Consider the following 14,690-nt stretch of genomic DNA (forward strand, 5'->3'; position numbering starts at 1 on the left):
CTGTTACAAAATTCTTTCAGACTCAAAAATAATATTAATTTTTGCAAACTTTTTAGCAATTAATTACTCTAACTTTTCGTCGCTTTGAAAAAAGTGATTTTTTAGTGCTTAATTTTATTAACTTGACCAAGCCTTGCCAATCCGTTAAAATTTCTGCGAATTATACTTGTATATATAAAAAATGCCATTAGTAACCTCAATAATTCAAAAAATAGCTGCACAAATAGGTGCAGTAGTTATCGTAGATCCAGAATACGAATTTGTCGGACATATTACATTTAAAAACGGGAATAAAGCTTGTTTTAGTAGTACCAAACTAAATATTAATGGGTTCGGTTCTGCCGAAATAGCAAAAGATAAAGCTTACTCTAACTTCTTCCTCAAACAATTTGGTTATAAAACCACTGAAGGAAAAACTTTTTTTAGCAAAAAACTGTGTGAAAAAATTGGCAGTAAAAGAAATATTGATGCAGGATTTGAATATGCAAAAGAATTAGGTTTTCCTGTAATTGTTAAGCCAATTAATCTCAGCCAAGGTAGATTTGTTGTCAAAGCTTATAACAAAACAGAATACTATCAAGTTGCAAAAAAAATACTACGAATTACGCCCGGTCTTATTGTCGAAAGATTTTATGTTGGAAATGATTACAGAATCGTAGTTATCGATGATGAAGTAATGGCGGTATATCAAAGAGTTCCCTTATATGTGGTGGGAAATGGTAAGTCTACTATTTTAGAACTCTTACAGCAAAAAGAAGAATATTTTCTTGCTAATGGCAGAAAAAAGAGTATAGATTTTAATGATTTCCGTATCAAACAAAAACTAAGACGACAAAAGCTCAAATTCGATAGTATTTTACCGGAAAATCAGGTTGCTTATCTTCTAGATAATGCTAATTTATCAAGTGGAGGAGATGGGTTAGATTTCACTGAAAATATCCATCCTGACTTTCAAAAATTAGCAATAAATATTACTAAAGATATGGGTTTGAGATTGGCAGGTTTAGATATCATTACTGATGATATAACCATGCCGATGAACAATTACGTAATTATCGAAGTTAATGGTTCTCCTGGTTTAACTCACTATGCCTCTATTGGTGATGTTCAGGCAGAAAGAGTAGAAAAGTTATATTTCAAAATTCTTAAAGCTTTGGAAAATGAGCAGATATGTGTGCGGACTAATTAATTAACATAAGTACGATTTCTCGATTTGGTTAAATATAAACAAATAGTAGGATTAGCATTTTAAGCCAATACAGTTCAGTTAAGTCTCAAACTCTTGGTTAAAATCAATTTTTTTAACGAAACCCAAAGAGCGCAAAGAGAAAGAAGAGATTACTAACTGAACCGTATTGCATTTTAAGCTACTTAATACCTATAAAGTTTTCAGTTTGGCTTGCAAGTTATTAAGTTTTTTTTGCTTTTTTATGATAGGTTTCTGACACGTCTTAATCCACTATTTTCTTTCTTATGCTACCAGTTTTAATACTTACACTAAACTGCTGCAAGATGCTTAATCACTAAAGTAGAGCAGGTTACATAACCATAATGTAACTGTTAACGGGTGTTGCCACATCGTTGCTTTTAACACATATAAATATGAAACTCTTACAATTTGCAATTGAAAGGGTAATTACCTATTTTGTCAACTCCTTGAAAATTAATATAGTTGTTGTTGCTGATGCGGTACTCATCTAAATAGCTAATACTAGACCAAGTAGCATAAATACTCAAAATTTTATGAGCAAAATTAAATGCAAAGGTTTGATTATATTTTTACTTATAGGAAGCGTAATTTCAACTACCGGAAGCTGTAAGTTTGAATCCAAAGTATCAAAAGAATCCACAATCATACCAGAATCAGAAATAACTTCTACAAAGTACAGTTGTAAATACTGGAATAAAAGTATAGGTAAAGGATCTCCTGATAAACTCAACAATATTTTAGTAACTGGCAGCGAATTAGGCGACAGTGGATTAGGAGATTTATATGAAGAAAAATGGGATGATTGTTTCGTTTTTTTAAATAAAAGCAAACAAATACTGGTGATTGAAGTCAGTACTAGTTGGAACAGTAGCGACATGAATATAATTAATACGCAAAAGAAAGTATTGGAATTAGATATTAGTAGTAAAAAATATATAGAAAAAACCATTGATATAATAGGAGATAAAGAGAATTTTAATGATTTAACTCCTATGTTTCATCAAGACTTAGCAACTTATGAGATTGAAACAGAGCCAGTAGTAAATAGAACTATAATTTATCTTGAAGAAGCTGCCAATTCTTTAAAAAAAGAAGGGTCTGAGTGGGCTAAATTTGATTGGCGAGAAAGAGTTGAGTTAGATGCCATTACATACGAAAAATTATTCCCTGGTAAAATCAGTAAATTTAATCCTGAATTAACTCAACTGACTGAAGGGATGCCTTACTCTAAAGTACGTGAAATTTTATTTAATAATGGATGGAAAGCTCACAATGAGCCAATAGATGAATCCGAGTATGATAGACCTACGTACCAAGATTTAGTTATTAATCAAGGCTACAAAGAGTATTTATTTTGTTCTGGTACTGGCTTAGGTATCTGTAGCTTTAAGTTTATAAATGATCAACATCAATCAGTAGAAATACTAACGGCTGGAGACCCTCAAGGCAGCGTATTCTATAAAATATCTGACCTGAAAACTTCCCCTGAGTCGCATAGTAAAACTGATAGTCTGCCATAAATAGATCTGACTATAAAAAGTATAATATTATTGTATTTAACTCTAATGTTTTTGACCGTTTTCTTTAAAACATTGGATTAAACAATAAAGCTTTATTTTTCAATAATACACGATTAATAAGGTGCGTTAGCCTTCGGCATAACACACCACTACTTATTTTGGTATTAGCTGATGGCTACTTTAGAAGGTTCTAAAGTGACAAATAGCCTAAGACCGAATTCTGCTTCAAATACACCTTTTTTGTAATCTAAACTCCACATTTCTAATGTGCAATCATCATCAGGGTAAGAGGGAAAAACTAATAGGTGAAACTCTTGATCATCAGGATAATATTTACACTGAATTTGAGAGATAGCTCCAATTTGCCGCCTATCTAAGGCTACAGCTAATCTTAAAATCGCACTTAATTGACTGACTATTTGGCGATGATTCTTACCTAATAAATTACGGAAGTTTTCGTGCTTTTTCTTAGGTGGTGATTTGCGATGATAACGGGCTATATTCGCAATAATTTCTATCTCAGTTTCGGTATAGCCTAGCAGTTCCCCATTGCGAATTAAATAGTAAGAATGTTTGTGGTGAGATGAATGGCTAATATAATGACCACAATTGTGTAAGATAGCTGCTGCCCACAATAATTGACGCTCTTCATCTTCCCAGTTGTGAAGGATGCCTTGAGTTTGGTCAAATAAACTCAGGGCGAATACAGCTACGCGATCGCTATGTTCGATATTGATATGATATTTATTTACCAGCTTCAGCACACTGCGCTGGCGAATTGAACTTTGAAAGCGCAATCGGTCTTCGATTAAACCGTGGGCTAGCATCCAATCGACAATTACCCCTTCCCGCAAAGCGCGTCCACATAAAGTTACAGAATTTACACCCAACAGTATCATCGCTTCTTGAAGTACGATCGCACCAGCTAAGATGACTTCTGACCGCTTCTCTGGCATACCTGGGATCGTAGCCCTTTCGACATTGGACATTTTCGCCAAACGATTCACCCATTCCCGCAACTCTTCTAGGCTGAATTCATAGCCATTGAGTGTAGAAGGTTCAACACCCAACTTTTCGCGCGCATTAATCAACGCTATGGTTTCAATTGTGCCGGATGTTCCCACCAAACGCGGAGACTCACCCGACTGAATATTTGCTAGCACTTCTTCTACAGAACGTTCTAGCATTCCCCGTGCGTAAGCTTGCAAATATTGAAACTCAATGTTATTGATGGGGTCGGTGGTGATTAATTCAGTAGTCAGCCTGACTGCACCCACCTTAGTACTAGTCAAAGCCCTTGGTTCATGGCTATCGCCCAAAATAATTTCTGTGGAACCGCCACCAATATCAATAATGATGTGGGGCTGGTTGTTAAATTCCATCCCCGACAGCACTCCTAAATAGATGCGGCGTGCTTCTTCTTGACCAGAAATTAAGTCAACGCTTAAACCTAATTCGCTGTCTATCTGGTGGAGAAAATCTTTGCCATTGGGGGCTTCGCGCACTGCACTCGTCGCCACAGCAATAATAGTTTCAGCATTGAAAGTTTGAGCGAGTGTTTGAAAACGCCGCAAACAAGCGATCGCTTTTGCTATGATCTCTGGTTTTAACTCGCCAGTGATTAAATCGCGATCGCCCAGCCTCACAGTCTCTTTTTCTCTGGTAATGATGCTAAAAGCTGGTAAAGTCGCGTCAATTTTTACTACTACCATGTGCAGAGAATTGGTTCCCATATCAATGGCAGCAATAATCCGGTGTTGCTGAACTGGTTGCGTTTTCACACTTTCCCAGTTAGCCGAAACTAAATTTAGCATCTAGTTTTCTCTCTCTATTTAGGAAGGACGATAAAAGATGGTGTGTCGGAATTATGGAATTTGAAACTGGTTGCCACAGATGCATTTTCAGGCTGATCGTGTTCAGACGCTACCTGAGTTAGGTAGATTTACCCTGCCATTTACAAGTTGAGTGACGATTGAAATGTGTGCAACGTTGCAAATTTAGGTTGTGTTTTTACAAATAACAAATAAAGTTATTCTATAGATGTAAAGTTGTGTTAATTCATCAAAATTAATTTTTTCTAGAATTCTATGTTGACTACGCCAGAACGCAACCAGGAACCTGTATGGCTTGTGATTATGCGGCTTTTAAGGTGGCACAAACCGGAAGGGCGGCTGATTTTGATGATTCCTGCCCTGTGGGCTGTGTTTTTGGCGGCTGCTGGTCAACCGCCTTTACCTTTGGTGGGAGTGATTGTTTTAGGTACTCTCGCCACCAGTGCGGCTGGATGCGTGGTTAACGATTTGTGGGATAAAGATATTGATCCTGAAGTCGAGAGAACACGCGATCGCCCCTTAGCATCTCGCGCCTTATCTATCAAAGTTGGCATTGTAGTAGCGATCGTGGCACTAGCCTGTGCGGCTATTCTTGCATTTTATCTTAATCCTCTAAGCTTCTGGCTATCTGTCGCAGCAGTTCCCGTAATTCTCCTCTATCCAGGGGCAAAGCGAGTATTTCCTGTGCCGCAACTGGTACTGTCTATCGCTTGGGGTTTTGCCGTCTTAATTAGCTGGAGTGCAGTCACTCAAAACATTTCCCAGCCAACTTGGTTACTTTGGGGTGCAACAGTACTGTGGACATTAGGATTTGATACTGTTTATGCCATGAGCGACAAGGAAGATGACCGACGCATAGGTATTAATTCTAGTGCTTTATTTTTTGGCAAATATGCCCCAACCGCCATCGGGATTTTCTTCGCTGGCACAGTTTTGTTATTAGCTTGGCTGGGTGCTGCAATCAATCTTCACCTCGCCTTTTGGATAAGCCTAGCACTAGCTACCATCGCCTGGGTTTGGCAGTATTGGCGATTAATACAGCCACATTTGCCTAACGCCGCTTACGCCCAAATGTTCCGACAAAACGTTTGGATAGGCTTCATACTCCTAGCAGGCATGATTGCAGGATCTTTCTAAAAAACTCTGCGTCACTCTGCGTTTACCTCCGGATACCTCCGCGTTTAAAAAACCAAAACCCTCCATTCCCCACATCAGGACAATTTACAATACTTTTACAAATCTCCCGTAATTTCCCGGTTTACACAAAGATTCCATCAATATCTTTAGTGTTACCTCCGCAATTGTACGAAGGAGTAGTTTACTAGTTGGATATATGCCCATGAAAATTGGAAGTATCCAACTCAATGCAGCGATCGCACCTTGCTAAAGCCGCCACGATAGTTTTCCTCTCCCTTGGCAGTCTTGGTATTGTTGGGGGAAGTTTTTTTCTCAGAAAAGCATTCAGTAGTACCACTGAATCACAAATCATCAATAATCCGAACCGCTACAGTGAAATCCGCAATCAACTTTGGGCAAGTCAATCAGAAATTCAACATTTTCCTCATGAAATTCCTGCTGATGCTAAAAATGTTCGCATCGCTTACTCACCAGGAGTTGCACAAGCTAGTAGTTTCTTTCAAGCAAGAGTTAAAAAATCCCCAGAACAGATTCAAAATTTACTCACCCAATATAGAAAACTTGCCAAATATAAATATTTAGGCGGCGACACCAACGACCACGCCAACTTTCCTAACGGTGTCCCAACTACTTTTTTCTACACAGGTGATAATGCTGGCGAAGCTTTTCCCCCTAGTTATGAAATATTAGTATTCAATGCCCAAGATAAAGGCAATCCTGGCTTTAAATGGAATCATGGTGATAGCTATGGCGTAGCAATTAATAGTTCAGATTCAGAAATTGTTTATTGGGCTGAAAAATGGTAAAGCGGATGGGATGTTGACATCAACCATTTTAATTTGTATCTTCAAAGTATATACGTCAGACAGTAACTATTACAAAATGTTGAAGTTTAGACGTGTGGCTCTCTCACACAACATTTGGAGATAGCTATGACAGCATTTGTTGCTAAATGGGGAAATAGTTTAGCTGTTCGCATTCCCAGATATATAGCTGAACAAGCACACGTGACAGAAGGGACAACGATAAACTTTAGTGTGGAAGGTGGCAGTATTGTAATTACACCACAGAAGAGAAAAAAATACACACTTGATGAATTGCTTGAAGGGATGACTCCTGATAATTTTCATCCAGAATTTGACACAGGAAACGCTGTGGGGAATGAAGATTGGTAGCTAGTTCTTACTTTCCCGACAGAGGAGATATTGTCAAATTAGAGTTTGGTTCTGCACAACAGTTCACGGCTGACTCAATTCGACGTGCATTTACCCTTCATGCGTCAGGAATGCCATTTGATGATATTGCCAGAACTTTAAATAATGAACTACAACAACAAGGGCGCGAGCAAATTGGCTACCGCCCTGTTCTTGTCATATCTCCCCTTCAATACAATCGAATGGCTTCTCTGGTTTTAGTATGTCCTATTACAAGCAATTCAAAAGGACTTAATTTTGAAGTTCCACTTGGGGAAGGAATGCAAACGAAAGGAGTTATCTTATCAGACCAAATTAAAACCCTAGATTGGCGAGCTAGAAAGGTAAGATTTGTGGAGAAGATTTCTCAAGATTTACTAGAAGAAGTACAAGCGAGGCTGGAAACATTAATTTTCTAAAACTTCTCCTTCACTTTTAAATGTACGCCGCCAGATGGCGCAAATACTATCCCCCGACGCACTGGTTTGAGAGGAACTTTATCCAGCAATTCTAGCGAGTATTGCGATAAAATTGTTGCCAAAACTAACTTCATTTCAAATAAAGCAAACGCCATTCCTAAACAGCGACGATTTCCCCCACCAAAAGGCAAATATTCATAGGGTGAAAATTGCCGTTCGAGAAAACGTTCTGGACGAAAACGCTTAGGTTCGGGATAAATATCAGGATTATGGTGTGTGGAATAGATACAGACAGATACCATCATTCCTTTAGGCAAATCGTAACCCATCAATTGCATCGGTGCTTGAAGAATGCGCGGTAAAGCAAAGAAAACAATTGGATAAATTCGCAGCGTTTCGGAACAGACAGCATTTAAATATGGAAGTTGAGTAATTGTTGTGGGGTCTGCATTAGCAATATCAATTGAGTTGAGTTCTTGCAATAATTTTTCGCGCACTTCTGGGTGATAGTGAACCCAATATAACGCCCAAGCTAATGCGATCGCAGTCGTTTCATGACCAGCGAACAGCATAGTCATCAATTCGTCACGTAACTCTACATCACTCATGGGTTGACCATTTTCATCCCTTGCAGCCAATAGCAAACTCAGGATGTCTTCACCTTGAGGTTGATTGCGGCGTTCACGAATTTCTTGGTAAATTAGTTCATCAAGCTGTTGTCTACGGCGGAGAAATTTACCCCAAGGACTCCAAGCACCTAAATCGCGTTGTAATGATTTAAAAAATAGGAAAACCGCACTCAAAGGCTCATTAAAAGTATTCAACATCTCAATTAAGATTTGCTGAATTTGTTCGTAAGGTTCTCCTTCTTGTAGCCCAAAAACAGTGCGTAAAATTACTTTTAGAGAAATACTTTGCATTTGCGGATGAGCGACAAATGATTGCCCGACTGTCCATTCACTAGTAACTTGTTTAGTAATTTCTTCAATAACTTTACCATAAGCTTTCATGCGATCACCGTGGAAGGGAGGCATCAAAAGTTTACGCTGTTTTAGGTGGCGATCGCCATCCATTAAAATTAACGAGTTTGTTCCTAATAAAGGTAAAACAATATCACTTCCTGAGCCTGATTCTAAGAATTTAGAATCAGCAGTAAATAGTTCTTGAATTCCTTGCGGATTACTCAAAATGATCTGTCGTGGAAATCCCACAAATCTAGAGAGAAATATATCTCCATATAGCTCTTGATGTCTATCTAAGTTCTCTATTGGTTGCAGAATTGCTCGGATTGTTTGCAGCCATTCTGGTTCGCGTGCTTCAACTGGTAGTTTAGGAAGGATTGGAGAATTTTGTTTGAGAGTAATCATTAGTTATACTCCTAGTTGGCTTTTTGCAACGCAGAGGGATAGGAGGTAATCGCAGCGAAAAGTTGAGCCAGTGCGTTGGGGAGGCAGCGCGGTGGACGGGTTTCCCGGCATAAAGCGACTGCCGTCGGGTTCCCCGACTTGTTCGCCTTGGTCTACTGGCGTTGCGTGCGGGGGTTCCCCCCGTTGAGCAAACTTTTCAAGACAAAGTTACGCTGAGAAATTCTAGCCGATGCGATCGCTCGTTAACTGCGAATTTATAAATAGCGATCGCTTCTAAAATAAATCACTCCTGTTGTTTAGCTTGGGAAATAGTGAAATTTACTTCTTGACCATAAGCAAGCTCAAGATTATGACCGTCAGGGTCGCGGATAAAAGCCCAGTAACCAACCGGAGAACCGTAATCATGTGGCCCTAGTATAGAAAAACCCTCTGACTGGGCTTCATGGCAAAGGCGGTCTACTTCTTCGCGGCTTTTACAGGCTACGCCGAGGTGAAAACTAGGCGCGGGTTGGCATTGTGCTTTATCTAATTGGAGTAGCACAATCACGAATGGTCGAGTTAAATCACTAAGCCAAGCAACTTCTGTTGGATGAGTTACATCACTGCGGCGATGTACTACTTGCATACCAGCATACCTTTCATAGAAAGAAATGCTTTTATTGATGTCACTTACCCCAAGTGCAACGTGAGTAAAGCCAAGATCAGGCATTAGGGTTTCCTTCTCATAATCATTAATATATTTATGATTATGATATTTTGTGTTCTGAGCTTGGTGTTTTGAGTTCTGAGCTTGAAGTTCCGAGTTCTGAGCTTGGTGTTTTGAGTTCTGAGGTTAAAGTTCCGAGTTCTGAGCTTGGTGTTTTGAGTTCTGAGCTTGAAGTTCCGAGTTCTGAGCTTGGTGTTTTGAGTTCTGAGGTTGAAGTTCTGAGTTCTGAGCTTGGTGTTTTGAGTTCTGAGCTTGGTGTTTTGAGTTCTGAGGTTGAAGTTCCGAGTTCTGAGGTTAAAGTTCCGAGTTCTGAGGTTAAAGTTTCGTGTTCCGAGCTTGAAATTTCGTGTTCTACAGATTCAACCTTTGCCTGAAACCTAGATAAACTCTGCATTTCTTAATGAATAATTACAAATTATTCTAACTCCCGTTCAACTTCTGGCAATGCCAAGGGTAATTCTAATCCTTTCGCCTGAGCAATTTCCTGGGGTGGAGTTTCGCGGGATGAACTTGTGAGATATTTTCCATCAAGCACAGGTGTAACTGCCTTCATTTGATGACGAGTGCTGTAAAAACGGTGAGTTTGCCCAGTTTGCTGCCGTTCTTGAATGCTTTCGTTGGCAATCTTTTTTCGCAGTTTAATAATTGCATCAATAACTGCTTCTGGCCGGGGTGGACATCCGGGAATGTAAACATCAACTGGGATTAATTTATCTACACCACGCACCGCCGAAGGCGAATCAACACTAAACATTCCGCCGGTAATGGTGCAAGCTCCCATTGCAATCACATATTTTGGTTCTGGCATTTGTTCGTAAAGTCGCACCAAATTCGGTGCATACTTCATTGTGATTGTGCCTGCTGTAATTAACAAATCTGCTTGTCGGGGAGTAGCACGGGGAATCATCCCAAATCGCTCTAAGTCAAAGCGAGATGCATAAGCAGCCATAAACTCCATGAAACAACAGGCTGTACCAAACATCATCGGATACAAACTGGACATTTTCGCCCAGTTATATAAATCATCCAAGGTTGTGAGGATGAAATTTTCTGAGAGATTTTGTGTAACTTCGATATTCTCGACAGGGTTGATGATTGAGTTTGTCATAAAATGAGACCCCCAACAATTACTATGTATATTCCATTTGTATTTGCCGCAGATATGCAGGCAAGTACGTTAAATTTCTTGATAATTAAAGTTTCGTTTGAGTTGCCCAACACCGCCAGTAAAGATAAAGGTCTTAAGCTGCTAACTTAAAACCTGTAAAATTAATCTAAACTTGGCGTTAGTTTTCTAAGCCAATGGAACTGCACAAGCAAAAACGCAAACGTGGTGTTATTCTCAGTCTCCCAGGCATGAAAAAGCTTCAGGAGGCTAGACACCAAGTGGAGATTTTAGAAAATGATAGTGCTAGGTTCACTCTTGAAGAACTAAGCTACCGCACTCAGTTGGCTCCTTTTACAGTTTCTAAAGTATTGGCGCGCACCGAAGGTGTTGACAAGCAAACCCTGGAATACTTCTTTAGAGCTTTTGGCTTGGAGTTGACTGCTAATGATTATGTCAGAGCAGGGGTGCAGGGGAGCAGGGGGGAAGGGGAAGAGTGTGTTACTCAAAACTCACAACTCACCGCAGACTGGGGTGAGGCTGTGGATGTTTCGATATTTTTTGGACGTACAGAGGAAGTTAGTAAGTTAGAGTATTGGATTATTAATGAACGTTGTCGGTTGGTGGCGTTATTAGGGATGGGGGGAATTGGTAAGACTTCCCTCTCTGTGAAGTTAGCACAACAAATTCAAGAGCAGTTTGAGTTTGTGGTGTGGCGCAGTCTCCGCAACAGTCAGCCTTTGGAGGAATTACTAGCAAATCTCCTGCAATTTTTTGCTAGTGGACAACCAGTAAATTTAGCGGCGAATACTGGCGATTTGATTTCGCAATTTATGGTGCATTTAAGAAAGCACCGATGTTTAGTTATTCTGGATAACTTTGAGTCTATCTTAGCAAGTGGCGATCGCTCTGGACGTTATCAAGCTGGTTATGAAGCTTATGGAAATCTGCTCAAGCAGATAGGTGAAACAGTTCATCAAAGTTGTTTGGTATTGACAAGTCGAGAAAAACCCCAAGAAGTCATCGCCTTAGAAGGAGAAACTCTGCCTGTACGGTCGTGGCAACTTCAGGGCTTAGGTGCGATCGCTGCTTTACAATTAATTAGAACTAAAAGTTTTTTCTGTGGTGCTGATACAGATTGGCAAAATCTAATTCAACATTATGCAGGTAATCCTTTAGCTCTCAAAATTATCGCCACTACTATTCAAGAGTTGTTCGCTGGCAATATTGCTGAGTTTTTTGCTCAAGGCTCTACCGTTTTTGGTACTATTTACGACTTATTACACCAGCAATTTCATCGGCTTTCACCATTAGAAAAAGACTTGATTTACTGGTTAGCAATTAACCGCGAACCTGTAACCTTAACCCATTTACGTGCTGATTTGGTATTACCAGTCTCATCAATGAAACTTTTAGAGGCTTTAGACTCTCTCAGTCAGCGCAGTTTAATAGAAAAAAAATTAGTTCCAAACGCAGGTGTTTCTTTTACGCTGCAACCTGTGGTCATGGAGTTTGTTACAGAACAGTTAATCCAGCAGGTTTGTACAGAAATTACTGATAGCAAGATATATATCTTTAACAGTCATTCCTTAATTAAAGCCACCGCTAAAGACTATATCCGCGTTGCTCAAACTAAGCTAATTATTCAACCGATAATTGAAACTTTACTGCACCAGCTACGCAGTAAACCAGCTATTGAAACTCACCTTACGCAAAGCTTACGGCAATTGAAGAGTCACATTATCTCTTCTCCTGAACCAGGATATGCAGGTGGGAATCTTCTCAATCTTTTTTGTTATCTGCAAACTGATTTAACTGGTTATGACTTTTCTTATCTAACAATTTGGCAAGCATATCTTCAAGATACACCTCTCAAGCAATTAAATTTTGCCCATGCAGATTTATCCAAATCAGTATTTGCGAAAACCTTCTCAACAATTATTTCCCTAACATTTAGCCCTGATGGAAAAACTTTAGTTACAGGACATTTCGATGGTACTGTAATTATTTGGGATGTTGTTAGTGGTCAACAATTAATTGAATTTGAGGGACATATAGGTCTTGTTTGGACTGTTAAATTTAGCCATGATAGTAATACTTTAGCTACGGCAGGACAAGATGGAATAATTAAGCTGTGGGATGTTCAAACAGGGCAGTGTTGGCAAACTTTCACTGGACATTCAGGCGGTGTTGTTTGTCTTATCTTTCTAGATGAGAATACATTAGTCAGCAGTAGCACTGATTTTAAAATCAGGTTTTGGGATATTGAACTAGGACAGTGTATTCAAGTCTTGCAAGGACACACTAGTAGAGTTTGGTCGGTGGCTGTAAACCCAGATAGAAATCTCCTTGCTAGTGGAAGTGAGGATCATACTGTCAAGTTATGGGATTTAGCTACAGGTGCTTGTATTCAGACTTTCTCAGGACATACAGACTGGATTAAATCTGTTGCGTTTAGTAAATCTGGAATACTAGCCAGTGGGAGTTTAGACCAAACTATTCGGCTTTGGGATGTAGAACAGCGTGAGTGTATCGGCATTTTAACAGGACATATCAATGGGATACTAGCGATCGCCTTTGTTGGTGAAACTGAAATTTTAGCTAGTTGTAGTATTGACTGCACAATCCGACTTTGGGATATTAGCAGCCAAAAATGCATTAAAACCTTGCAAGGTCATGCTAACTCCATTGATGCGATCGCTGCTAACCCCCAAGGAACTTTACTAGCCAGTGGCGGTGATGATTTCTCGCTGCGGTTGTGGGATGTAGCGAGTGGTGAATGTTTCCGTCTTTTTAAAGGAAGAAATAACTGGGTTAAATCAGTGGCTTGGAACCCAATTTTTCCCATCATCGCTACAGGAAATGAAGACCGCACAGTTAGGTTATGGACATTAGATGGTGCGTGTCGCACCTTATACGGTCACACAGATTTAATTTTTGATGTTGATTTTTCCCCCGATGGTTGTATAGTTGCCAGTGCCAGTGCTGACAGCACAATTCGGTTATGGAATGTCAAAACTGGCCAGTGTCATAAAATTATTCAAGGACACATCAGTATGGTGACAGGGGTAGCCTTTAGCCCCGATGGAAAACTATTAGCCAGTGCTAGCTATGACAACAGGGGTAAGTTATGGGATGCTGTCACCGGACAACTGATTGCAACTTTTCCTGTCCATCTGGGTATGTCAGTAGCCTTTAGTCCCGATGGTACAAAGCTAGCATTTGGCAGTTTTGATTATACAGTCAGCCTTTGGGATATCAAAACCCAAAAATGCGATCGCACCTATACCGGACATCGCAATTGGGTGTGGTGGGTGACTTTTAGCCCCGACGGTAAGATATTAGCCACAGCTAGCAGTATTGAGGGTAGCGTCAGGCTATGGGATATTGTCACAGGCGAATGTCTGCATACGCTTCATTGTCATCAATCTATGCTGTGGGCGATCGCTTTTAGTCCTGATAGTAGTACCCTAGTCACTACCAGTAGTGACGGCACAATCAAACTTTGGGATGTTACAGCAGGTACTTGCACCGCCACCTTAGATGAACATCAAACTTGGGTGATGTGCGCTGCCTTTAACCCAGACGGTAACATTTTGGTTGCGGGAGATGGCTATGCTGCCATTAAACTGTGGGATATGACAACAAAGCAGTGCATTAAAACCCTGAAAGCTGAACGGATTTACGAAGCGATGAATATCCATGCAGTCACAGGTTTAACAGAAGCACAGAAATCAACATTGATAACTTTGGGTGCTATTACCATTTAAGTTTAAGGTTGATTATCATTTCGCTATACCTATGATGCGCTGAACCTGAACAGATACATCACTAAAGGTCAGGGGTGAAATAGTGCCTGCATTTAATTTGAGTTTAGAAGATAGAAAAACAAAAAATGCGTTATTTTATTTACTTGGTATACTCATGAAAATACACATCACATTGCCAACAATAGATTAGTGTGGAAAGTTGAATTTCATGAGGATTTTGAATCAGAATTTGATGTTTTACCTGAAGATGTAAAAGATGAATTACTTGCTAAAGCCAGGTTATTGGAAGAATTTGGATCTCAACTTAAACGTCCTCATGCTGACACACTTAGGAATGCGGATTAAATAGAATCCAGAATTATGTCACCTGTGGTTTAGCAGTGTAATTCCATTGCGGCAAATAATCATCAAACACAATTTCCATCGTTTGC

13 protein-coding genes are annotated in these 14,690 nt (G+C 39.7%); 8 read left to right on the forward strand and 5 right to left on the reverse strand.

The window, feature by feature from the left end:
* The first annotated feature begins 181 nt into the window (after positions 1 to 181).
* The gene (locus tag H6G76_RS21160) at positions 182 to 1,189 is read left to right on the forward strand and encodes a cyanophycin synthetase (protein ID WP_190705086.1); all 1,008 of its coding nucleotides are present in this window, start codon (positions 182 to 184) and stop codon (positions 1,187 to 1,189) included.
* A gap of 554 nt (positions 1,190 to 1,743) precedes the next feature.
* Positions 1,744 to 2,730 (forward strand): hypothetical protein, encoded by a 987-nt coding sequence (locus tag H6G76_RS21165; RefSeq protein WP_190705089.1) that lies wholly within the window; start codon positions 1,744 to 1,746, stop codon positions 2,728 to 2,730.
* A gap of 164 nt (positions 2,731 to 2,894) precedes the next feature.
* On the opposite strand, the gene H6G76_RS21170 is transcribed toward H6G76_RS21165, so the two are convergent.
* On the reverse strand, positions 2,895 to 4,544 hold the full coding sequence (locus H6G76_RS21170) for a Ppx/GppA phosphatase family protein (RefSeq protein WP_190705092.1): 1,650 nt from the start codon (positions 4,542 to 4,544) through the stop codon (positions 2,895 to 2,897).
* Between the two features lie 273 nt (positions 4,545 to 4,817).
* On the opposite strand from H6G76_RS21170, the gene H6G76_RS21175 reads away from it, so the two are divergent.
* The 4 genes from H6G76_RS21175 (at position 4,818) to H6G76_RS21190 (ending at position 7,311) form a co-directional block, all read left to right on the forward strand.
* Complete coding sequence (locus tag H6G76_RS21175; protein WP_190705094.1) at positions 4,818 to 5,699, forward strand: 4-hydroxybenzoate solanesyltransferase; 882 nt, start codon at positions 4,818 to 4,820, stop codon at positions 5,697 to 5,699.
* 227 nt (positions 5,700 to 5,926) lie between these two features.
* Positions 5,927 to 6,505 (forward strand): hypothetical protein, encoded by a 579-nt coding sequence (locus tag H6G76_RS21180; RefSeq protein ID WP_190705122.1) that lies wholly within the window; start codon positions 5,927 to 5,929, stop codon positions 6,503 to 6,505.
* A 126-nt stretch (positions 6,506 to 6,631) separates the two neighbouring features.
* Positions 6,632 to 6,874 carry an AbrB/MazE/SpoVT family DNA-binding domain-containing protein gene (locus tag H6G76_RS21185; protein ID WP_190705097.1) on the forward strand — a complete coding sequence of 81 codons (243 nt, stop codon included), beginning with the start codon at positions 6,632 to 6,634 and terminating at the stop codon, positions 6,872 to 6,874.
* Entirely contained in the window at positions 6,868 to 7,311 is a 444-nt protein-coding gene (locus tag H6G76_RS21190; RefSeq protein WP_190705100.1) for a type II toxin-antitoxin system PemK/MazF family toxin, read from the forward strand. The genes H6G76_RS21185 and H6G76_RS21190 overlap by 7 nt, the downstream gene beginning before the upstream one ends.
* Here the strand turns inward: H6G76_RS21190 and H6G76_RS21195 are convergent.
* The 4 genes from H6G76_RS21195 to nuoB all read right to left on the reverse strand — a co-directional run bounded on the left by H6G76_RS21195 (position 7,308) and on the right by nuoB (position 10,492).
* Positions 7,308 to 8,678 carry a cytochrome P450 gene (locus H6G76_RS21195; RefSeq protein WP_190705104.1) on the reverse strand — a complete coding sequence of 457 codons (1,371 nt, stop codon included), beginning with the start codon at positions 8,676 to 8,678 and terminating at the stop codon, positions 7,308 to 7,310. The genes H6G76_RS21190 and H6G76_RS21195 overlap by 4 nt on opposite strands.
* 283 nt (positions 8,679 to 8,961) lie before the next feature.
* Entirely contained in the window at positions 8,962 to 9,387 is a 426-nt protein-coding gene (locus tag H6G76_RS21200; RefSeq protein WP_190705107.1) for a VOC family protein, read from the reverse strand.
* A 37-nt stretch (positions 9,388 to 9,424) separates the two neighbouring features.
* Positions 9,425 to 9,778, reverse strand: coding sequence for a hypothetical protein (locus tag H6G76_RS21205; RefSeq protein ID WP_190705109.1), 354 nt, complete (start codon positions 9,776 to 9,778; stop codon positions 9,425 to 9,427).
* 21 nt (positions 9,779 to 9,799) lie between these two features.
* Positions 9,800 to 10,492: an NADH-quinone oxidoreductase subunit NuoB gene (gene nuoB / locus H6G76_RS21210; protein WP_190705111.1), complete on the reverse strand. Its 693-nt coding sequence runs from the start codon at positions 10,490 to 10,492 to the stop codon at positions 9,800 to 9,802.
* A 194-nt stretch (positions 10,493 to 10,686) separates the two neighbouring features.
* Here nuoB and H6G76_RS21215 point away from each other — a divergent pair, with 194 nt between their 5' ends.
* The gene (locus H6G76_RS21215) at positions 10,687 to 14,259 is read left to right on the forward strand and encodes an eIF2A-related protein (protein WP_190705113.1); all 3,573 of its coding nucleotides are present in this window, start codon (positions 10,687 to 10,689) and stop codon (positions 14,257 to 14,259) included.
* A gap of 189 nt (positions 14,260 to 14,448) precedes the next feature.
* Positions 14,449 to 14,604: a type II toxin-antitoxin system RelE/ParE family toxin gene (locus H6G76_RS21220; protein ID WP_242056479.1), complete on the forward strand. Its 156-nt coding sequence runs from the start codon at positions 14,449 to 14,451 to the stop codon at positions 14,602 to 14,604.
* Positions 14,605 to 14,690 lie beyond the last annotated feature (86 nt).

The organism is Nostoc sp. FACHB-152 (assembly GCF_014697475.1).
Lineage (GTDB): Bacteria > Cyanobacteriota > Cyanobacteriia > Cyanobacteriales > Nostocaceae > Nostoc_B.